This window comes from Sphingopyxis sp. MG (assembly GCF_002953155.1).
In the GTDB taxonomy this organism is placed as follows: domain Bacteria; phylum Pseudomonadota; class Alphaproteobacteria; order Sphingomonadales; family Sphingomonadaceae; genus Sphingopyxis; species Sphingopyxis granuli.
Genome location: NZ_CP026382.1, coordinates 46,036 through 67,707 on the forward strand (window position 1 = coordinate 46,036; position 21,672 = coordinate 67,707).

Annotated in this window: 18 protein-coding genes; 4 read left to right on the forward strand and 14 right to left on the reverse strand. The window is 63.2% G+C overall.

Features of this window, described 5'->3' with window-relative positions; genetic code table 11:
- Positions 1-113: 113 nt before the first annotated feature.
- Positions 114-3,023 (forward strand): Tn3 family transposase, encoded by a 2,910-nt coding sequence (locus C3E99_RS19475; protein WP_021224283.1) that lies wholly within the window; start codon positions 114-116, stop codon positions 3,021-3,023.
- Between the two features lie 142 nt (positions 3,024-3,165).
- Entirely contained in the window at positions 3,166-4,032 is an 867-nt protein-coding gene (locus tag C3E99_RS19480) for a recombinase family protein (RefSeq protein ID WP_006953933.1), read from the forward strand.
- Between the two features lie 297 nt (positions 4,033-4,329).
- On the opposite strand, the gene C3E99_RS19485 is transcribed toward C3E99_RS19480, so the two are convergent.
- The 4 genes from C3E99_RS19485 to C3E99_RS19500 all read right to left on the reverse strand — a co-directional run bounded on the left by C3E99_RS19485 (position 4,330) and on the right by C3E99_RS19500 (position 7,882).
- Positions 4,330-4,599 carry an HU family DNA-binding protein gene (locus tag C3E99_RS19485; protein WP_104960471.1) on the reverse strand — a complete coding sequence of 90 codons (270 nt, stop codon included), beginning with the start codon at positions 4,597-4,599 and terminating at the stop codon, positions 4,330-4,332.
- 64 nt (positions 4,600-4,663) lie between these two features.
- Positions 4,664-5,641 (reverse strand): ExeA family protein, encoded by a 978-nt coding sequence (locus C3E99_RS19490; RefSeq protein WP_104960472.1) that lies wholly within the window; start codon positions 5,639-5,641, stop codon positions 4,664-4,666.
- Complete coding sequence (locus C3E99_RS19495; RefSeq protein ID WP_104960473.1) at positions 5,641-7,293, reverse strand: DDE-type integrase/transposase/recombinase; 1,653 nt, start codon at positions 7,291-7,293, stop codon at positions 5,641-5,643. Before C3E99_RS19495 ends, C3E99_RS19490 begins: the two co-directional genes overlap by 1 nt.
- Entirely contained in the window at positions 7,286-7,882 is a 597-nt protein-coding gene (locus C3E99_RS19500; protein WP_104960474.1) for a recombinase family protein, read from the reverse strand. The genes C3E99_RS19495 and C3E99_RS19500 overlap by 8 nt, the downstream gene beginning before the upstream one ends.
- 139 nt (positions 7,883-8,021) lie before the next feature.
- On the opposite strand from C3E99_RS19500, the gene C3E99_RS19505 reads away from it, so the two are divergent.
- Positions 8,022-8,342: an arylsulfatase regulator gene (locus tag C3E99_RS19505; RefSeq protein ID WP_234002708.1), complete on the forward strand. Its 321-nt coding sequence runs from the start codon at positions 8,022-8,024 to the stop codon at positions 8,340-8,342.
- A 162-nt stretch (positions 8,343-8,504) separates the two neighbouring features.
- Positions 8,505-9,752, forward strand: a complete 1,248-nt coding sequence (locus C3E99_RS19510; protein WP_104960475.1) for a Y-family DNA polymerase — start codon at positions 8,505-8,507, stop codon at positions 9,750-9,752.
- 85 nt (positions 9,753-9,837) lie between these two features.
- On the opposite strand, the gene C3E99_RS19515 is transcribed toward C3E99_RS19510, so the two are convergent.
- The 10 genes from C3E99_RS19515 to C3E99_RS19560 all read right to left on the reverse strand — a co-directional run bounded on the left by C3E99_RS19515 (position 9,838) and on the right by C3E99_RS19560 (position 21,474).
- Positions 9,838-10,050, reverse strand: coding sequence for a hypothetical protein (locus tag C3E99_RS19515; RefSeq protein WP_234002709.1), 213 nt, complete (start codon positions 10,048-10,050; stop codon positions 9,838-9,840).
- Between the two features lie 70 nt (positions 10,051-10,120).
- Positions 10,121-10,447, reverse strand: coding sequence for a WGR domain-containing protein (locus C3E99_RS19520; protein ID WP_104960477.1), 327 nt, complete (start codon positions 10,445-10,447; stop codon positions 10,121-10,123).
- The gene (locus tag C3E99_RS19525) at positions 10,438-10,905 is read right to left on the reverse strand and encodes a thermonuclease family protein (protein WP_234002710.1); all 468 of its coding nucleotides are present in this window, start codon (positions 10,903-10,905) and stop codon (positions 10,438-10,440) included. The genes C3E99_RS19520 and C3E99_RS19525 overlap by 10 nt, the downstream gene beginning before the upstream one ends.
- Positions 10,906-10,913: 8 nt before the next feature.
- On the reverse strand, positions 10,914-13,829 hold the full coding sequence (locus tag C3E99_RS19530) for a zincin-like metallopeptidase domain-containing protein (protein WP_104960479.1): 2,916 nt from the start codon (positions 13,827-13,829) through the stop codon (positions 10,914-10,916).
- A gap of 14 nt (positions 13,830-13,843) precedes the next feature.
- Positions 13,844-14,095: a conjugal transfer protein gene (locus C3E99_RS19535; protein WP_104960480.1), complete on the reverse strand. Its 252-nt coding sequence runs from the start codon at positions 14,093-14,095 to the stop codon at positions 13,844-13,846.
- Positions 14,092-16,275, reverse strand: a complete 2,184-nt coding sequence (locus C3E99_RS19540; protein WP_104960481.1) for a DNA topoisomerase 3 — start codon at positions 16,273-16,275, stop codon at positions 14,092-14,094. Before C3E99_RS19540 ends, C3E99_RS19535 begins: the two co-directional genes overlap by 4 nt.
- A 10-nt stretch (positions 16,276-16,285) precedes the next feature.
- Positions 16,286-16,819 carry a conjugative transfer signal peptidase TraF gene (traF, locus tag C3E99_RS19545; RefSeq protein ID WP_104960482.1) on the reverse strand — a complete coding sequence of 178 codons (534 nt, stop codon included), beginning with the start codon at positions 16,817-16,819 and terminating at the stop codon, positions 16,286-16,288.
- Complete coding sequence (locus C3E99_RS19550) at positions 16,816-18,747, reverse strand: type IV secretory system conjugative DNA transfer family protein (protein WP_104960483.1); 1,932 nt, start codon at positions 18,745-18,747, stop codon at positions 16,816-16,818. The genes traF and C3E99_RS19550 overlap by 4 nt, the downstream gene beginning before the upstream one ends.
- Positions 18,744-21,044 carry a TraI/MobA(P) family conjugative relaxase gene (gene traI, locus C3E99_RS19555; RefSeq protein ID WP_104960484.1) on the reverse strand — a complete coding sequence of 767 codons (2,301 nt, stop codon included), beginning with the start codon at positions 21,042-21,044 and terminating at the stop codon, positions 18,744-18,746. Before traI ends, C3E99_RS19550 begins: the two co-directional genes overlap by 4 nt.
- A gap of 31 nt (positions 21,045-21,075) precedes the next feature.
- A complete protein-coding gene (locus C3E99_RS19560) occupies positions 21,076-21,474 on the reverse strand; it encodes a plasmid mobilization protein (RefSeq protein WP_104960485.1) in 399 nt (132 codons plus the stop codon).
- Between the last annotated feature and the right edge of the window lie 198 nt (positions 21,475-21,672).

Sequence of the window (21,672 nt, forward strand, 5' to 3'; positions counted from 1 at the left end):
GCCCCAAGCTGCGATTTTGGCCAAGTCGGAGAACGTTTTGGGAACGTGGCATTCGGTATTGACGATGGAAATCATAGAAGAGGACAGTTCGCTCCATCATAGGGAGTGGGTTGATGGATCGGAGTATTCCGGGCGGGGATTTGATCGGACGATGGAGCCTGAGCTTTGCCGATATTGATTTTGTAAATTCGAAGCCGGCCCTGACGCGCCTTGGCCTCGCCGCGCAGCTGAAATTCTTCGCTTCCCTGGGGTTTTTCGCGATCGATCCCGGCTCAATCCCTACCGATGGCCTCTCGTATCTGGCCGAGCAACTCGGTGTCGAGGCTGGCGAGATAGCCGGTTATGACTTTTCCAGTCGGACAGCACGACGGCATTGTGCGGAGATCCTGATCCATCTTGGATATCACCGCATGAAGCGGGTGGATCGCGCGCAATTGACGGAATGGATTGCTGGCGAGCTGTGCCCGGGCGGCCAGTCGATCAATGCCATGCTTGAGCATGTTTTCCTGTGGTGCCGGGACCGGCGTATTTATGGGCCGTCGCGCAAGGAGCTTGAACGTGTCGTTCGCTCACAACGGCAAGATTATCTGGACACCTGGCTGATCGGAGCCAGTGATCGGCTTTCGTCAGATGCGGTGGCGTTATTGGAAGCCTCGCTTGCCGATCCGGACAGCTCGACCGGATTCAACAGGATGAAGGGTGACGCCGGACAGGCAACGCTCGACAACATTCTCGACGTGACCGAGAAACTCGCCTTTATCCAGAGACTTGATCTTCCCCATGATCTCCTGACGGCTACGGGCAAGCCATGGGTCGATCAGATTGTTCGCCGCGTTGCCGGTGAAAAGGCCTCGGAGATGCGCCGGCATGCGCCGGCGCGACAGCTCGGCCTTTATGCGATTTATCTAATGTCGCGGGAGGCGCAACTCACTGACGCGATGATCGACCTGCTGATCGAAACCGTTCACAAGATCGGAACGCGCTCGAAACGCAAGGTGGTGGGCGATATCGCGAAAGACATCGAGCGGGTCTATGGAAAGGAGCGCCTGCTGGTCGAGATCGCCAGCGCCTCGATCAATGAACCATCGGGGCGCATCTGCGATGTCATTTTCCCGATCGCCGGTAAGGCCAAGCTGGCGGCGATCGTCAAGGAGAGCCATGCGAAGGGCGCTCTGGACCGGCGCATCTACAAGGTGATGCGTGGTTCCTGGGCCAATCATTACCGGCGCATGCTGCCAAGCCTGCTTTCCGTACTTGAGTTCCGGTCGAACAACGCGGTGTGGCGGCCGGTCCTGGCGGCCCTCGACTGGATCAGGAGCAAGGTGGATGGCGGATGCCGCTTCGTGCCATTGCAGGATGTTCCGATCGATGAGGTGATTCCAGCGCGATGGCGCAGTTCCGTCATTGATGACGATGGGCGGGTAAACCGGATCAGCTATGAGCTTTGCGTCCTGACGCAACTGCGCGACCGCATCCGCTCCAAAGAAATCTGGGTGGTCGGGGCGGATCGCTATCGCAATCCCGATGACGATCTTCCCAAGGACTTCGAGATCAGGCGAGATGCGTACTATTCCGGCCTCAGCCTGACGCCAGATGCGCAGGCGTTTTGCGCCTCGATCCGGGAGGAGCTTGAACGGGAACTGTTGCTCCTCAATGCCAATATTCCACAAAACGACAAGGTCCGGCTCCTGTGGCGCGGCGACAACCGGATATCGATTACACCGTTCAAGCCCTTGCCCGAACCGAAGGGTCTCGCTTCGATCAAAAGCGAGATCGGTCAGCGCTGGCCGATGACCGGACTGCTGGACGTGTTGAAAGAGGCTGCTCTGGACACGGGATTGATGGATGCTTTCGAAACGTCGGCCTCGCGGGTTACCCTGTCGAAAGCAGCCTTGGCTCAGCGTCTTTTGCTGTGTCTCTATGGCTTGGGCACGAACGCCGGGCTCAAGCGGGTCGCTGGCGCAACACCCGATGTCAGTTACGAGGAATTGCTGCATGTCCATCGCCGTTTCATCCACGCGCCAGCGCTGAGGGAGGCGTGCGCGCGGGTAGCAAACGCGACACTGGCAATCCGCAATGCCGCAGTATGGGGAGATGCGGGCACGGCATGCGCGTCCGATTCAACGAAGTTCGGCGCGTGGGACCGCAACCTGATGACGGAATGGCACGCCCGCTATGGCGGCCGTGGCGTCATGATCTACTGGCATGTGGAGAAGCGCGCGACCTGCGTTTATTCCCAGCTCAAGCGGTGCTCTTCCTCGGAGGTCGCCTCCATGATCGAAGGCGTGCTACGCCATTGCACCGACATGGAAATCCAGCGCCAGTACGTCGATAGCCACGGCCAGAGCGCAGTCGGCTTTGCGTTCTGCCGACTCCTTGGATTTGAGCTTGCCCCGCGGCTGAAAGCAGTGGCACGCCAGAAACTGGCCCTTCCCCAAGCCGGCATGCGCACGCGGCTTTCCAATTTACTGCCGATCCTCTCCAGCCCGATCGACTGGGACGAGATCGAGCAACAATATGACGAAATGGTCAAATATGCCGCTGCCATGCAATCGCGCACCGCCGATCCGGAAGCGATCCTGCTCCGGTTTGCCAGAGCCGAAGTGATGCACCCGACCTACAAGGCGCTGAGTGAACTCGGCCGCGCGGTCAAAACAATCTTCCTATGCCGGTATTTGCGTCAGGAGGCATTCCGCCGCGAGATCCACGAAGGGCTGAATGTGGTTGAGAACTGGAACGGCGCTAATGGTTTCGTGTTCTTCGGCAAGGGCGGCGAGATCGCCACCAACCGCATCCATGAGCAGGAAATCTCCGTTCTGGCGCTACACCTCCTGCAAGCGTCGCTGGTGTATGTGAACACCCGCATGCTTCAGACCGTACTGGTTGAGCCGAAGTGGGCGGGGCGGATGACGCCGGAAGATTATCGTGGTCTCACGCCGTTGATCTACAGTCATGTGAACCCTTATGGCCGCTTCGACCTCGACCTGAACGACCGGATTGATTTTGGACGGCTTGCAGCGTGAGGCGGCTGATCGGCCTATAACATTTGGGTACACCCCAGAGTGATAGGGCCGAGTGACACCATTCGTCTGTCACAAAAGGGTGGGTTTGCGCTCAATGTGACGATACACTGCAAGAGCCACCCTAATGTGACGGATTTTGCACTTGGCTCGTATCGGATATGCCCGCGTCAGCACCACGGACCAGGATCTGGATATCCAGATTGGCCGCCTCAAGAATGCAGGTTGCGAAATTATCCGTTCCGAGACCGGATCGGGGGCCTCGCGGAGCGGGCGCACGGAACTGGAAACGATCATGCAGTTTATGCACACCGGCGACGAGCTGGTCGTGCTGCGGCTCGACCGGCTCGGCCGCTCCACGCGCGATGTCCTGAACCTGGTGCATGAGCTTGATGAAAAGGGAGCTTCGCTGCGCATCCTTGAGCCAGAGGTGACGACGGCGGGCGACATGGGGCGAATGGTCATCACCATACTCGGCATGGTCGCCGATATGGAGCTGAAGTTCATCAAGGATCGTCAGCGCGCCGGGATCGAAGCGGCGCGCGCCGAAGGCGTTTACAAAGGCCGGAAGAAGAACGTCGATGACGATGAAATCCGCCGTCGCCTTGCCGCCGGCGCCAGCAAGGCCCGCGTTGCCCGCGACCTGAAGGTCTCACGAATGACCGTCTATCGGGCGCTCGACATTATTCCGTCACAGACCAAACTGCCGGAAAAGCCGCCCACTGCCAGCATCGCCCTGCATCTGATTATCGAGAACTTCAACAAGCGTGGAAGAGGTAGAAAACCCGCTCGGGAGCGGATTGAGGCGATGCTGGAACGCGACTACGCCATGGTAAAAAACGGCAATTGTGATTACAAACTGACCGTCGCCTATGACCCCGATCCGGATGGCATTTCCCTTGATGAGGAAATCCAAAGCCTCCTCTCCGAGATGTTCAACATCGCAGAGAGCTACAATTGCTCCATGGAAGCCGATATCTACGAGGTCGGTGGTCAGCAACGGTCCTGGTAGAATCAATCAAGCGTTCAGTGTTCGTTCTTCAACCTGGCCAAAATCGCAGCTTCGGGCCGACTGGGCCAGGTAGGTGTAGGCGCTTGCCAACGTAGCATCCTCTGCTCGCCAACGGAGCGGATTTCTGCTCGGATTATCTGACAATGGCCGGGCATTGCTGCTCAAATTAGCTGCCAATGTGCTCGCCCTTATCGGGCGCTGCTCGCAAACGAAGCGTCGTGCTCACATTACCTGCCAATGAAGCGAGACGGCTCCCAGGAGGCAGCGCCGGCGAGGAACTTCGCCGGCGCGCTGGGCTCAGAGCTTGTCCTTCAGCCCCTTGGCGGCGGTGAACGCCACTTTTTTAGACGCCGCGATCGTCATCGCCTCGCCAGTCGCCGGATTGCGGCCCTGGCGCTCGGGACGATCCTTGACGGCGAACTTGCCGAAGCCGGGGATCGACACCTCTTCGCCCTTGGCGGCCGCGTCGGCGATCTGGTCGAACACCGCCGTGATCGCCGCCTTGGCGCTGGCTTCGCTCGTGCTCGTCGCCGCAGCAACACCTTTAACAAGTTCACCGATATTCATGCAGATACTCCCATAACAAAGGGCGGCGAGCCTTACCTGTGACTGGTTCCGACACAAGCACAAGCTACAATGGCACCCCGGCGGCGCGCAGTTGTTCGGTCAACTCCTGCGTGCGTTCGGCGTCAAGCGTGCCAGCGAGAAATGCGCGGACATCGGAAGGCCGGGCATTGAGCTGGCTGGCGAGCGCGTTGGCGTCGTAGCCGTTGCGCGTCAACGTGGGCTCCAGATCGTCGATCGCGCGCGACAGCACCTGTTCGACAATCTCGACGGTGACGGGCCTGGCATCGACCCGGAAGCCGTGTTCGAACGCGAGGGTCAGGTGCATCTCGATCTGGAGCGGCGTCCGCAGCCGATCGGCGATCAGGTCGATCGCATCGTCCTCCATCAGGTCGGCGACCTTGACCCCTTCATCCGCGCAAGCCCCGAGCAGCCACGACACATAGTCTCGGCGATCGGCGCCAATGCCCTCATAGTCGAACGACGTGGTGCGATAGCCGATCTCCTCCATCTGCGGGCGGCGCAGTTCGTTGCGCAACCGGGGATGCCCGACCAGCAGAACCGACAGCAGCACGCCGGCGTCCGCCACCACTTCCATGAGCCGTTTGAGGCCGGTCAGCGTCTTGTGGTGGAGATCGTGCGCCTCATCGACGACGAGCACGACCGGGCGCTTGCCCTTCTTCATGAGATCGCGAAGGTCGCGCTCGCGCCGCTCGGCCTGCTTGGGGATCTTTACCTGGGCGCGATCGCCGGGGGACAGATCGTAGAACAGCGCCTCGATCAGCGAGGGAAGCGACGTGCGCCGCTTGTCCACCGCGAGCGACTTGGCGACGGCGACCTTGCCGGCCCTGGTCAGTTCATCCTCGATACGCCGCAACAGGTGGGTCTTTCCCGATCCCACAAGACCCGAGACGACGACCAGTCTGCCGGTCTGCACCGCCGCACAGATCTCGCGCACGATGGTGCGCTGATGCTCGGTCTCGAAATTGCCGGCGCCCTGGAATGGCCGGGCCAGCCCATAGCTGGATTGAACATCGGCGAGCATCAGCTTGTCCCCCGTCGCGCCTGGAACCGCTCGCGAATACGACCGGCGATGATGGTCTTGTCGAGCGTTTCACCCAACAGGGTGTCTATGAAAACGCGATCAGGCTCGGGCAGCGACCCGAGCGGTCGCCTGATCTGCTCGGCGATGGCCTGGCGCGCCGACAGTCCGGTCGGGAACGCCGTCTCGACCACAGGGTCCGGGAACGGCGTCTGACGAACGATCAGGCTGGCGGTGGATGGCGGAAGCGACGGCAAGGGGCGATCGCCGCCCGTCACGGTCGCGCGTGGCAGGCCGAGCTGATCGGCGAGGCGCACCACCTTGTCGAGACGTTCCTCGGCCCGGCTCTTCTGATATTTGCGGTAGCGATAGAGTGGCACCGCGCCCCGCGACGGCTCGAAGGGACCATATCGCTTGCCGTCATGCTCGACGAAGAGCTGTTGGTCGAACAGGCCCCACAGCAGCGTGACTGTCTCGCCGGCGAGTTCAGGTTCGACTTCGTAGGAGGCGCCTTCGACCGAGACGGTCGCATCGCCGGCGACCGTGCGCCGTTCCGGCTCGCGCGCGAAGGCGCAAAACCGTTCCCAGGAGCACATGGCGCGCACGCCCTCTGCGGGCAGATGCCGCAGCCAATGCTCGATGCGCGCGTGCGGCTCGGAGCGGTGGTCGCCATTATTGTAGGTGACGAGCGCGCGCCTGATCCACAGATTGGCCTCCTCCTCATCCCTGGGCTTATGGAAGTGGTAGAGCGTTTCATGCACCTCCTTGATGGTGCGGAACGGCCGCTCGACCTTGCCCTTGGCGCGGGCTGCGGTGTGACGATCATCGGATTTGGGCGGCATGTGCGTGAGGGCGCGGATGCCAAGGCTGGTCATCACCGACTGGAACACGCGCGACCGGCTGACCGGCCCATTGTCCATATAGATCGTGACCGGAAGCCCCTGAAACGGCAGCTCCGGTTCGGGCTTGGCGGCAAAGGCATTGAACAGGAAGCGCAGCGCGGATTCCGCGTCCTCGCCATAGACGCAGCGATATTCCTGATACACCACGCCCGAGCAGTCATCGACGGCGGAGAACAGCATCAGAGTCGGCTTGCCGCGCCCCTGCTCGATCCACAGCGGGGCCTCGACCTGTTTGAGGTCAGAGGGGCTCATGTCGAAATGCCACAACTCGTTCGCGCGCCGGGCCTGGAAGCGCACGGCCGCGCTCGGCCTAACGACGCGGCCATAATCGAGGCCCGACGCGCGCAGCAGCCGATCGATGGTCGCGCGCTTGAGGAGGCCGGGTGCGACCTTGACCAGACCATCGGGCGTCTCGACGCCATCGGTCTCCAGAAACTCGATGGCCCGCGCAGTCGATACGTGCCGACCCTTCTTGTTCGTCGTCCTGATCTTCAGCGCCGCGACGATCTCGGCGTAGCGCTCCATCTCCGCCTGCGGCGCGATCCGCGTAGTGCCATGATCGGCACGGCGAACCGACTTTGGCCGGTTCAGCTCACGCAGCGCCCGATACATCGTCCATACCGAGATGCCATAGGCATCGGCCGCGCGGGCGATGATCTCGGTGCGACCAGGATCGCGTGGAGACAGGAGCGACAATCGACGGCGAAGATCGACCAATGCCTCACCGGGCGGTCGCTTCCTGCTGTCAGCCATGTGCCGCGACGGGTTCCTGCACCACCTCGATCCCGCCACGTTTGCCGGTGTAGCGGTAGAGGGTGGCGACCGACACGCCCATCCGTTTGGCGATGTCGCGCACCGGCAGAGATCCCTCGCGCATCATCGCGCGCGCGGCCGTCACATCGCTTGCGCGCATCGCAGGCGGGCGACCGCCCTTGCGGCCCTGCCGGCGCGCTTCGATCAACCCGGCGGTCGTGCGCTCGCGGATCAACGCACGCTCGAACTGGGCGATGGCGCCGAAGACGTGGAAGGTCAGCATCCCGCCAGGCGTGGTCGTGTCGATGCTCTCGGTCAGCGACACGAGGCCCATCTTCCCGCGTTCCAGTTCCTCGGCCGTCGCGATCAGCTTCTTGAGCGAGCGGGCGAGCCGATCGAGCTTCCAGACCACGAGCGTGTCGCCGGCGCGAAGGACGTCGCTCAGGATGCGGGCCAGCTCCGGACGATCGTCGCGCGCGCCCGACGCCTTTTCGGTGAAGATCCTTTCGCAGCCGGCGCGACGAAGAGCCTCAAGCTGAAGCTCGGGCGACTGATCGCTTGTGCTGACCCTGGCATAGCCGACCCGCATGGACATCCGACCTTCTCTAAACTCGTCGAACCCATAGCCTTTTGCGAAGATGCTTTCTATAACAGTTTTGATAAACACCGCGCCGCAGAAAGGCGTTGCTGGCCGAGCAGGACTGGCGGATCGTCAGAAACGGTCGTTTTTGCAGATCACGGCGCGCTGCTTCAATGACCGCGCCGACAACCAGAACGGACAGGCCCCGATGACCAGGACCGAAATGCTGGAAATCATGACGCGGCTCGACACGCGAGCGAACGGACTTCTGCTCACCGGCGCGTCCGACATCGATCTGCTGGCCGGCATGTTCGATCTCATGCCAGACTTCAAGGCGCTGCTCGACAGCCCGTATCGCGGAGAGATCGAGGCGAATGCCACGCGGTTTCCTGGCCTCTATCGCTATGGCGTCATGCTCACCGAAGTCGCCGAGGGCATCGCCGATGGGTCGATACGGGTGCCGCGCTGATACCCCGCCGCCCGTTGGCAGGTAATGTGAGCACGACGCTTCGTTTGCGAGCAGCGCCCGATAAGGGCGAGCACATTGGCAGCTAATTTGAGCAGCAATGCCCGGCCATTGTCAGATAATCCGAGCAGGAATCCGCTCCGTTGGCGAGCAGACCCCGCTACGTTGGCAAGCGCCTACATCTATGTCTCGGCGGAACGCCTGTTCGATCCTCGGCTCCGGAACGTGCCGGTCCTCGTCCTGTCCAATAATGACGGCTGCGCGGTCGCGCGAAGCGAGGAAGCGAAGGCGCTGCATATCAAGATGGGAGCGCCCGTCTTCAAAATGCGCGACCTGATCCGGCGGCATGGGGTGGAGCTACGCTCCTCGAATTACGAACTCTATGCCGATCTCAACCGGCGCTTCAACATGGTGATCGCTGAGCATAGCGATACCGTCGAGATTTACTCGATCGATGAAAGTTTCTTCCGGTTGCCGGTGCTGCCGAACGGGTGCGGGGACGTGGCAATGGCGCATCGGATTCGGGAAGCCGTCGCGCGATCGGTGGGCTTGCCAACCCGGATCGGGCTGGGTCCAACGCGGACTCTGAGCAAGGTGGCGAACGCACTGGCGAAGGCGTCGGAAAAGGTCTGGCACGGTGTCATCGATCTGCACGACGTTGAGCTTCGCAACCGCATGTTCGCGACATGGCCTGTCGAAGAAGTGTGGGGCATTGGCGGCGCGCTGGCGGCCCGGCTGCGCCCGCTGGGTGTGAGGACCGCGGCCGATCTGGCGGCACTCCCCGCGGCCGTCGCCCGCGACGTGGGAACGGTCGTGCTCGAACGCCTCGTGCGCGAACTGAACGGCATCGAATGTTCGGATTTCGCGCCGGAGCCGGAGCCGTTGAAGGGAACGGCCGTCACGCGCTGCTTTGGGGAGCCTGTCGGCGATCGGGACGCACTGCGCGAAGCGATGGTGCGCCGCGCCGTCCGCGCCGCTGAGAAGATACGCGCGCAAGGGCTGGTCGCCTCGCGAATGATCGCCTTCGCACATGGAAGCCGGTTCAAGCCGAACGCGCCGTCGGCGTCGCGATCGGCGCGACTGTCGCCGGCAACGCATGATCCGCGCTCGATCGCCGGCATGGCCGGGACCATGGCAGAGTCCATGTTCGTGCCCGGCTCGATCTATTCCAAGTGCGGGGTGATGCTGGAAGGGCTGCACCCGGCCAGCGCGGCGCAAATCGATCTTTTCGCGGCCGTCGATCCGAAGGCCGCCCCGCTGCTCGCGGCGATCGACGGCCTCAATGGTCGGTTCGGACGCAATACGGTGCGCGTCGCGGCCGAAGGGCAGGGCGATCGATCCTATGACACGAAACGGGAGCGCAAGAGCCCGTCGTGGACAACGCGGATCGCTGAGATTCCGATCGCGCGTTAGGGCGTCGTGGATCTCATAGACATTGGCGACTATGCTCGAGCAGGCCGTCCGCGCAGCGGATCTCGGTTTGCTCGAGCACGAGCCGCTATGCGCGTGCGGACCCGTCTGGCTGGCGGCCGGTCATCAAATACCATTGCTCGATCGGGCTGGGCGCGCCGATCAGCCGCTCGATCGCCTCGCATGTGAGGGCGGCCGGCTCTGTTTCGCCGGTTCTGTCGAGGATCGCCAGCGCACGTTCCAACAGCTTTTTCGCGTCGGCTAATTCCTCAGTGAGCACCCGTTCGCTAAAATATTCCACGTCGCACCTCCGGATAGATCGGGCTGGGCGTCCGGGTCATAGACGCCAATCTCTATGCTGCAGCGCCGGCTCATCGGCGCGACAGTGAGGCGGTGCCCCAAAGCTCACCGTCCGCCTCGCTGCTGTCTGTGATCTCGTAGGCGACGCCGTTCCGCTTGGGCGACGTCGCCCGGCGGCGCAGGGTGGCGCGAACGTGGCGCTGAGCGTCTTCGATCGCGACGAACGAAACCGTCTTCTCCTGTCCTCGGGCTCCGATCCGCCCCCAAGCCGTGCGAACGACGATGGCGCCGAACAGGTCGGGGCCGGCCTCGACCGCGTAGCGCCGATGGATATTGCGCGCCGGGTCGCGGGCGATCAACTCGACGTGGCAGGGGCTGGGATCGGGTTCTAGCGCCATGGTTGGACGCCATAGGCAAAGACGCCGCGCCGCTCGCGCTGGGCGGCCTGCTGGTCCGCCAGATAGCGGCCGTGGGAGAACGTCGACCAATTCACGGCCCATCCCGTTCGCGCCATGGCGGCGGCTAGATCGACGCCCTGCCAATTCCAGCATTGCGCCACGATCCGATCGTGGTTCCGCTTGCCAGTGTCGCGGCATGTGACGCGGCGATCGGCGACAAGCTGCACGAGCTGGGCGCGCGCGGCCGGGCCGAACTGCGTTTCGAGCTCGGGCGCGTCAATTCCCCAAACGCGGACCCGGAGCTTGCCAAAGCGGAAGGTGTCCCCGTCATGGATCGACGTGGGAACGCCCGTCGTCGCGGCGATCGGGAGCGGGCTGGTTGGAGGTTGATAGCGTCGGGCGGCGGCCGTGGTGGCGAGGCCGGCGACGGCAAGGGCGGCGATCGTCGCCCCTGCCATCCTGCGGATCATATGCGCGCGCTGCGCCGCTGGGCCGGCTGATCGTTGCCGATCGCCGGCCCTGAACGCCGCTGCTGCTGGGTTTCCTCGTCCACGCTGAGGCGTGGGCCGGTCAAAGCCTGAGCCCGTGGATTTTCCACGGCGGCTTTGACCTGGCGCTCAAGCCCCTCGCGACCAAGCGCGCTATTCATCGCCAAATCGTTAAAGTCTGTGAACCGCTTGGGATCGGCCGCCTGCTCGCCGGGGGCGAAGGTCGGGAACATCGGTTTGCCCCCTACAGCGTTCGCCGCCTCGGTCGCCTTCTCCCGGCCCGGGTTGTACCCGTGCCGCTCTAGCACGCGCTGATCGTCCTCCCCGACGATGAATATGGGCTTGTCGGGGAAGCGTTCGTGAAGGGCCTTCGCGACGGCGGGGAGATTGCCGGAATCGAAGGCTGAGACGGTCGGGTGCCCCACGACGCTTCCGATCGTGGTCATGGTCGCGTAGCCCTCGCCGATCATAAGGCGAGGGGCGGCGGCAAGGGCGGCAAGCGCCTCCTCGGGCGTCCTGCCGCCGTTGACGACGTGGAAACAGCCCTCCTTGTGGCTGTCCTTCGCGAACCGCTTGGTGCCGTCCTCCTGAATGTATTGCGTCGTCCAGTGCGTGCCCTGCGTGTCGATCGCCGGAAGGTGGATCGTGCTATCGCGCCCGTCTGTCATCGCGCCGATCGTCGGCGTGATCCCTTTCCTGACCATGTAGGGCGTCGGGCTTTCGATCTGCTGATAGCCGGCGGCCCGGCGCTGCACGCGCTGGGCGGTTTCCTCATAGGTCGCGGTCTGCTCGCGCTCGCGCGCGTCCCGCTTGGTCGCGGCCTCGGCGTTGAGCCGGGCCTTTTCCTCCTCCGAAAGCGTGTTCCCGGTGCTTTTCCATTTCATGTCCAAGCCGGTGCGGAAATTCTCGATATGGCCGGCGGGGTGGCCGTCCAGATAGGCGCGATAGGAGCCTGTCGTTTCCTTGCCCTTGTCGCCCTCGGCCGGCACGCGCTGGCGTGTGCCATCCATGATCGGATGGCCGTGGGGGACTGTCAGCCCCATGGCCTTCATCGCCTCGGCAAACTCCTGCTGGGGGCTGACGGCCGCCTCCTGACGGTTCGGCCGGTTCTCCGGATTCCAGCGGGCGAGCTTGGCCGGATCGCTGCCTTCGGGGGCGTACCAAGACTTCGCGCCTGCATCCCATTTCGCGCCGTGGGCCTTGGCGACATTCCGTTCGCCAAAGGGAACCGCCAGATATTTGCGGGCCGGGGCCTGCTTGGGGGTGTCGGTCATTTCTTGGCCTTCCTGTTCGGCGCTGGCGGGCGCTGTGGCCCGCGCTGCGCGTTCCGGCTCTGCTGGTGCCTGCTGCTGGTCGCGGCCCTCCACGGCCGGCGCTGGGGCTTCCACGGCCCATTTCGCGAAGGGGGTAAGGTCGGTGCCGGCGGGCACGAACCACGTCCGCCCTTCCTTGTCCCATTTGGCTCCAAGCCCCTTCGCTTCGTTCTTCTCGCGAAAGGCGACGTTGATGGGGGTGTCCTGCTCGGCGATCTCCCCCGCGACGCCCTGCGCCGGCACGGCAAGGGCCGGTGCCTGTATCAACTGCTCGCCGGCTCGGGCGAAGGCATCCGCCAGCCCCTTCCGTTCAAGATAGGCGTTGGTCATGGTCATGTCGTCGGGCGCGATCCCGAAGACCGGAGACAGGCGCACAATCGCGGTTTCCCACATCGCGCCATATTCGCGGCTGTCATCGCCTACCACGTCGCCGATCCGGGTAAGGCCGGCGCTGGTTAGCGCGGCCTCCAAGTCCGCGTGCGGTGCGCCCACGGTCGGATCGTAGCCGTGATTGAAGCTATGGTAGTGGCTGAAATCGCTATCGGCCGTGTGCAGCACGATACCAATGGGCTGGTCCATCGTCGCGCGCCGATCGGCCTCCTCGGGGTCGGCCGGCGTCAACGGCGCTGCGTCGGGCTGCTCGGCCGCGACGGCTTGCCCGTCGCGTCCCTGAATCTGCTTCTGCTCGAACGCCAGAATGAACGTGTTGATCTTCTCGGCATCGGAACAGGCGCGGACGATCTCCATGGGATCGTCTTCAAGGGCTTTGATCCACGACGCGACATAGGCGACGTGCTGCTCTGGATCGTGGCCGATCTGTAGCTCGTCGCCCAAAATCATGCTCGCGATCTCGGCGCGAAGCTCCTCCTTCGCATATCCTTCCGATCCGAACGGGTGGGCTAGATCGCGATCAAGCCGGTTCGGCGCTCCGGTCCAGTGACCTACCTCGTGCAGCGCCGTGCCATAAAATCGGTCGGCACTGGGAAACTGCGACCGCTCGGGAAGGGTGATGCTGTCGGTAGCCGGGCTATAAAACGCGCGGTTGCCGGCAAGCTCGGTGATCTTCGCGCCTGACGCCTGCAATATGGCCTCGGCGCGCTCGATCGGGTTCCATTCGGGCGGCACGGGCGGCGTGCGCGGGGGCAGGCCCTCGATCTGCTCGGCGTTGAAAACGACGGCATAGAAAGGGCGGGGCCGCTCAAGCTCCACGCGCACCTTCATGGTGTTGCCCTCGGCATCCTTGATCGGCTTGCCCTGCGCGTCCTTTAGGGTCTGCTCGTCGTCAAACTTCCAGTATTGGACAAGCGAGCCCTTCTCGCCTTTCCGCACCTGTGCGCCGGCTGCGGCGGCCTGCTTATAGGTCATCCATCGGTTATCCTCATGCCCCTCGGACATGAGATTGACGACGTTGACGCCGCGATACCGCTTGCCGGTGGTGGGGTTGATGGGAATGATCGACCCGCCCTCGGCTCCGGCTGCGGCGGGGTTCCACGGCCGCTGCCAAGGTGCGGTGCCGGCCTTTAGCTGGTCGATAATCTTCTCGGCGACGCGCTCGTGAAAAGGCTTCTTGTCCTCGGCCATGGTAGCCTCCGGTTTCAGGCGTTGCGGGCTGCGGCAAACAGGCTGAGCTTGGCGCGATCGGCGGGCTCGATCTCCAAGCCATCCTCCGCGTCGCGGGCGTCGGCCTCGCTCAAGGCGTCCTCCACGAACGCGCCGGCACGTTCCGCTTCGTCCGGATCGAACTCGACTACCGCGCCGGGAATCTCCGCATCGATCAGCTTGCGGCGGATCAGGTCATCACCGTAAGCGCGAATTGCTTCCTCGGTGGGGCTGCTGGTGTCAGTCATGCGGTCTTCTCCTTAGTGCTATAATCGGGCTTCCCGTTCACGTCGAAATAGGTCTGTTTGCAGTCGGGATATCCGCTGCAACTCCACCAAAAACTGTTCTTCTTCTTGGCCGATGGACGGCGGACTAAACCCATGCCGCACGACATGCACTTGTGCATGACAGAGACGGACGGGGGCTCTTTCTTAATCAGCACGGGCTTTCCGCCCTTGTCCTCGGCCGTATATTTACAGCCCTCGGAATAGCCGGTGCAGGCCCAAAAGTGGCCCTTCTTGCCCTTCACGCGCCGTAGCGGCCTATCGCACGTCGGACAGGGCGGCGCGTCGGTCTTGATAGTCAGGCCATGCTCTTTCACGCCCGCGACCTCACGCGCGACATAATCGGCAAGGCTCTGAACGAACGATCGCGCGTCCTTCGATCCATCTGCAATCGCGCGCTGCTGCTCGTGCCAGATGGCGGTCATGTCGGGGAACTTCGCCTGATCGGGCAAGGCGTCGTAGAACTCGCGCGCCTGCGGGCTGCTGACGATGTTCTTGCCCTTTTCGATCAGGAATCCGCGATCGAACAACGTGGCGATAATGCCGTCCCGCGTCGCCGGGGTGCCGATCCCGCCATGCTCGCCGGCCTTGTCCTTGTCCTTCTCGATCAAGAGCTTTCGCAACCGATCGTCACGGACGTATTTGGCGACACGGGTAAGGTCCGTTAGCAGCGTCGCCATGGTGTAAAGCGGCTTGGGCTTCGTCTCCTGCTGGTCGGCGCTGGCGCTGGCGCATGTGCCGGTCTGGCCGGCGCTGAGCGCGCGTAGGTCCAGCGCCAACACCTCCTCATCATCGGCTAGGTCTTCGTTGCCCGCGTCGTTCTTGTAGAGCGTCGTCCAACCCGGTCGGGTGGTGATGTTGCTGCGCGTCGTGAAGCGCCGGCTCTCCACCTCCAAAACGATATCGGTCTGGTCGTATTCGTGGGTCGGCCAGAACTGAGCGACGTAGGCGCGGGCGATCAACAGATAGATTTTCTGCTCGCCGTCGCTGAGCTTGGACAGGTCGGCCGTGGCCTCGGTCGGGATGATCGCATGGTGGGCTGAAACTTTTGCGGTGTTAAAGGCCCGGCTCTTGATGGCCGGGTCCGCACGTTTGACGGGCGCGGCCAATACGGGGGCCGTCTCGCCGATCGCCGCCAGCACGCCGGCTGCGTCCGCGTGCTGCTCATCGCTGAGATATTCGCTGTCGCTGCGATTGTAGGTAATCAGCCGATGCTTTTCGCGAAGGGTCTGCGTGATCTCCTTCACCTGATCGGGCTTGAAACCGAATTTGCGAGACGCATCGGTTTGCAGCTTCAACAGATTGTAGGGGAGCGGTGGCGACGCCTCTTTGGCGTTGGTCACGGCGCTGATGATCCTCGCCGGCTTGCCGGATACTGCGGCGGCGATGGCGCGCGCGTGGGCCTGATCCGACAAGCGGCCTTTGTCATCGACGGGATCGCCATCGACAATCTGATAGCGAGCCGGGAAAGCGTGCTGGCCGATCTGAAATTGGCCGGTGACGGTGTAGTAATAGCCCTTGGTGTGCGCCTCGAACTCGCGGTCGCGACGCACGACAAGGCCAAGGATGGGGGTTTGCACGCGCCCGACGCTGAGCACGCCCTGATAGCCCTTTGCCTGCGCCGCGAGCGTATAGGCGCGGGTCATGTTGACGCCATAGAGAAGGTCGCCGACGCCTCGGGCCTCGGCCGCTGCGGACATGCCGGCGAACTCGCGGTTATCGCGCATGGTGGCAAGCGCGCGCTGCACCAATTTCAGATTGTAGTCGTTGATAAGGACGCGCTGAACCGGGAGCCGGGAGCCGGCCCATTCTATCACCTCGTCAACGAGTAGCTGGCCCTCATCGTCGGGATCGCCGGCATGGATGATGCCCTTGGCCGGCTTCAACAGGTCGCGGATGACGCGAAGCTGCTTCATCTTGTCGGGCGACGGCTTCTTGCTCCACGGGATGAAGCTGATCGGTAGCTCGGCCATGGTCCACGGTGTTTCGGGGGCCTCAAGCTCAAGCATGTGGCCGAAAACCCAAGTGACGTAATGGCGGCCGCAATCAATGTAGCCGTCCTGACGGCTCCCTCCCCCCAAGCCCTCGGCAATCGCTTTCGCGAGGTCGGGCTTTTCGGCGATGACGACGATCTCTCCGCTCATCGGCCCGCCCCTACCAAGTCACGATAGGACGAATGACGGTGCTGATCTGCTCGCGCGGGATCGGCCCGAAATATCGGCTGTCGAATGAAACCTTGCTCTCTCCGATCACGATCACGTCGCCGGCTGCGACCTTGCCGCTTCCGATGAAATGCGGGAGCGGACGCCCTGCGCCATCGTGCAGCCGGGGCGCGCTATTGGGAACCGGCACGCCGTTGATGACGACGCCGTTGGGGCCGATCTGCACCCGGTCATTTTTAGCCGCTAAAATCCGCTTCATCATCGGATAGCTGCCTCCGGGGCAGTCGCCGGGCTCGATGTAGCGACGCTTCAATGCGAGGGCGAAAAGCTCCCGCTTGGGCGGGCAGAACATGACATAAGCGCCCTTTTGCACCGGCTCGCTCGTGGTCCGGTAGAAGCCTAGCGGTATGCTGCGGGTCATGTTTACGCGCACGCCCGCTGCTGCGGCGGCGACGCCCGCGATCGACACGGCAAAGACGCTGAGCGCGGTATAACGGCCGATCGTCTTGAGGCTGGGCCGCTTCACAGCTTCACCCGGATCGGCGCGGCCTCGGCCTCGTCGCTTTCATCAATGGCGGCGCGATCGGCGCTCGACGGCTTTGCCTTGCGGATTTTGTCGCTCTTGTCGGGCGCTGGAACCTGAGCGCGGGCAAGGAACGTCGGGTCTTTGAAATACAGCGGCTGCTTGCCGTAGATCATGGGATAGCCGGCCATGTAGAGAAGCATGTCGCCCGCTTCCTCGATATCGCCGTTCGCGTTCTTCTTCGGCCCCGGCATCCGTAGGCACTCGTCGGGGGTCAAAAGCGGGCGCTGGGTTTCCTGCACGGTTCGGGATTCCGAACCTGAAAACCAACCCCCGCCCCTATTCTTGCTGGTCGTGATTTGCTCTTTGAGGATGGTCGTCTGCCCGGTCATCTTTGACAGGTGCTCGGCCGTCTCAAGCCGGTTGGGCGGATAGGCGTTCTGCACATGGCAGTTGGACGTGACTAGCTCGTCATGGCCGTAGCCCGTTTCCCGGCTGCGAAGCTGGTTGATATCCTGACATATGAGATAGAATTTGAGGCCGTAGCCGGCGGCGAACGCCAAGCTCTCCTGAATGATTTCGAGCTTCCCCAAGCTGGGGAACTCATCGATCATGAACAGCATCCGGTGCTTGTAATTGGCCTTCACGCGGCCGTTCTCGAACTCCTGCTTTGGTGCGAGGATTCGGACCATCATATTCAACATGATGCGGACAAGGGGCCGGAGCCGGTTCTTATCGGTCGGTTGTGTGATGATGTAGAGGCTTACCGGCGTGTCGTGGTTCATCAGGTCGCGGATCGAGAAATCCGACGTTGACGTGTTCGCCGCAACGACGGGATCGCGGTAAAGCTCGATATAGCTCTTGGCGGTGGAAAGGACGGACCCGGCCTCCTCATCGGGGCGGTCCATCATGTCGCGCGCTGCGCGTCCGACAACGGTATGGTTCTTTCCGCCGGGCAGATGCCCGTAGGTCATCATTTCTTCCCATAGCCCTTTGATCGGGCGCGCTGGGTCAGTCAGAAGCCCGTCAACCTCGCTCATGGTGGCGGGTGGGCCGCCATTCTTGGCCTTGTAGATCGCGTGCAGAATGACGCCCACGAACAACGCCTGCGAAGTCTTCTGCCAGTGGCTTTCCAGCCCCTTGCCATCGGGATCGACTATCAGCGTGGCAAGGTTCTGAACGTCGGCGACTTCGTTGTCCGTGCCGACGCGGATTTCGTCCAGCGGGTTCCATCGGACACTCCCCCGCGACGATGCCGGCTCAAACCGCATGACGGTCTGGCCGGCGTGCTGCTTGCGCCACCCTGCGGTCAGCGCCCAAAGCTCGCCCTTCAAGTCGGCAACGACGGTGCTGTGGTTCCACGAAAGCAAGGTCGGGATGACAAGGCCCACGCCCTTGCCCGATCGCGTCGGCGCATAGGTCAGAACGTGCTCGGGGCCGGAGTGCCGGAGATAGGAAACCTTGCCGTTTTTCTCCTCGTAAGCGCCGACATAAACGCCGTCGTTGTCGATCAGGCTGGCCGCCTGAATATCCTTCATGTCGGCCCATCGCGCCGATCCGTGAAGGAACTCGTTGCCCTTGCCCCGCTTGGACATTGCCACCTTCGCCACCATGGCGACGACAAGGCCGGCGACTGCGACGACCATCCCTATCCCGATCGCCTTACCGAACGGCTGCTTTAGGCTCGGGACGCTCTGCCAATTCAGGAACCATTGGACGATCCGCCACGGGGCATAGATGTGATTCCAGTTCGGTCCCAATGTCGGCTGATAGGCCATGCTGCGGGCGAATAGCTGCGTGGCAACGGCAAGCCCTCCGATGACGAACGCCAGCACGATGAAGGCGACAAGCCCCCTTCCCTGCGATTGGCCGGTCTTGCGCCCGCGTGTCCTGACTTGCGGGCCGACTGCGTTGTTCCGTTTGGTACTCATCGGCTGCGTCCTCGTCCCTTCACGGTCCCATCGGCCCCGATCTCGATGCGGTCGCCTATCGCCAATCTGGCGGCTCTGGCCGCGCTGGTGGCATCGATCGGCAGCACCATGATTTCGTCGCCGCGCTTCAGGAGCGCCAAACTCTGGCCCTCCACTACTCTCGTCCCTGCGTAAGATAGCGGAACGTCGCCGGTCTCGAAAGGCCGGTGTTTCGGTATATCCATCCCCGATTGCCGTTTGGCTTCACGCTCGGCGATGTATTTCTCGGCTGCGGTGATCCGCTCGGGGGTCATTCCTGCCCCAGAAACATCCCATCGCAAGAGACGATCTCGCCGGGCTTCTGCGCCGTCCACGTTTGAACGAACATCACGCGGCAATAGCAGCGAAGGTCGTTCGGCGTGGCGAACCACACCGAGTTCGGACAGATTCCGCACGCGATCTCTGGCTTCGGGCGGCGGGCTTCGTCCAACGCGACCAATGTTCGGCTTGCCACCTGTAAGCCCTCGGGCTCCTCCGGCGCTCCGTGGTCGAGCTGGCCCGCTTCTTCCGTCAAATCCGGCTCCGCTGGTAGCGCCTCGGGCGATACCTGGCTGTCCTGTGCCGTCTGCGGCTCCTCCCCCGCTGGCGGGGCCTGTGGGGACTCTGGCGGGGCCGGTGGCGGCTCCGGCTGGGCGCTCCCGTCCACGAGGCGCATCGCCTCCTCTATCTCCTCGTCCAAGGTCTTGTCCGCCATGGCTGGCCTCCTGCTGGGTTAGGGTGGTGACAAGCGCCTGACGACGGCGCTCAAGCTCGGGATCATCGAAACGGATCGGGAGCGCGGCGCGTGCTGCGGCCTGTGCGACGCGCTCCTTAAACTCGGCGCTGCCGGCGATCGACAATTCCTCGCCGTATCGCTCGCGCGCTATGCGGAGCGCGGCGGTGATGCCCTCGATCTCGGCTCCACGGGACACATGCAAGCTCGCGCCGTCGTCTCTGACGGCCGCGCCGGCTGTGCGGTAGATGATGGTCCCCCGCTTGGTGACATGATCGGCGCGCTCGCTGGCGCTGAGCCCGTGGCTCGCACCCGGCGTCGCCTGCACCGCATTGGCGGGCCTATGGCTGCGCCCCTCGCGGGCGCGAAGGGCCGCCAGCGCCTCCGTGTTTCCGGCCTTCGCTTCGGCCTGCAACCATTCGTGCCAGCCCTTGCGGTCGTTGCGGGCGTTGATCCGTTCGCGCTCGCGCTGATAGGCCGTCGCGATCTTGTCGATGGCCTGCTTGGTCGCGCGAGACGTGAGATTGTAGGAAAGCCGGCGGGTCAGCCCGCTACCCCCTGCCAGCTTGATCGCGCCTCTGCGGAATCGCCCGGCGCGCTTTACCGCCTCGATCGCGGCGGCCTTCTTGGCTGATGCCGCTGCCAACTCGGCCGATCGGGCGGCACGGCGGTTGGTCTGCTGATACTGGTAGCGCGCGAATAGCTCGGCGGTGTTCACGCGCGACGCCATTGGGCGCGGCTCATAGGCCCGTGTCGCTGTTGCAGGGGTCTGAGCGCCATCGGCCGCGATGAATGGCCCTAGCCGATCCTCAAGCGCCTTTTTGGATAGGTCGCGGGCGATCGAACTGGCTTTGATCGCCGTCCCGTTCTGCGCGATGACGACAAGCCCGTTGCCGCGAGCCTGCATCGCGAGCCCATTGGCCGCCATGGTCGCGTGCAATGCCTGCCAGCTATCGGCCGCCTTGATTTCGTCGCCGCAAGTACGCCGCACCCAACCGATCATGCTCTCCAAGCCGGCGATCTGCTCCATGTCGGCGGCGCGGCCTTCTCCCCCCCTTTTCCGGGAAGCGTGGTTGTCACGCTCAAGGCCGAACTCGGTTTCCAGCTTGTCGCAAAGCTCGGCAAGCGTCCGGTAATCCCGCAATGGGGAATGGACGGTGCGCCGGGTCGGATGAACCTTGTTGATCGCGATATGAAGGTGGACGTTATCCGTGTCGTGGTGCGTCGCACTGACGCGCTGGTGCTCGGCATAGCCAAGCCCGGCGCAAATCCGTTCCTCAATCTCGCGGATGGCTTCCGGGGTCGGCCGCTCGCCGGGTCGGAAGGACACGATCAGATGATAGGTCTTGTCCGCCTCTGACCGCTTGTTCTGCGCCTGCACGGCCATGCACGCGATAGCTGCCGCATGGGGATCGTCGGTCTGGCAGTTGGTGACGGTGATATCGCCAACCCGCTCGTCGCGGCCCTGCGCGCTGGTGATGTATCGGACCAAACCGCCAAAGTCGCTTTTGCGCGTGACGCGCATAGAGACGTGCTTGGCGATCATACGGCGGCCCCGAAAATTTTAGCCGCTAAAATCACGGGCGGGCGATCAGGACCGATTTCGCGATCTCGCGAAGCTCCTCCTGCCCGGCTTCGATCTTCTTCAACAGGCCGCGAACGATGCGCCGCATTTCCTCCGGCTTGAACTCGTCCAGCTTCGCGTCGTCAGTCAGCCATAGCTTCAACAGGCCGCCCATGCGGCCAAGGTCGCCGTTGACCGCGACTAGGCGCTGCACCTCGTCAAAATCGACGACGTTGCGAGGCTTGTAGCCAAGCCCGACAAGGCGAAGGTAGGCGGCGATCGACAACCCGGTTTGCTGCGCCAGTTCCTCGATCTGCTGCCCCTCCTCGGCCGTCACCGGGACGCGAAGGTGACGGCCGCGACGCCGGCTCCCGCCTTCGGGAGCCCCTTCGATTTCGGCCGCGTCGTCCATGGCGTTCTCCCTCAAGGCGGTAGCCGATTGACCTCGTAGAGCAGGATCACCGTTGAGCAGCCCCGCTGCGAATAAGGTGGTGTAATGATGGCTGGCCCGCTTGCGGGTTAGCTAACATTACCTATCCTGCCCCGTCTTCGACGTTTATACGCCAGATATGAACCGTGTAGGGCTCCTTTACAACGCCTTTATCGGTTG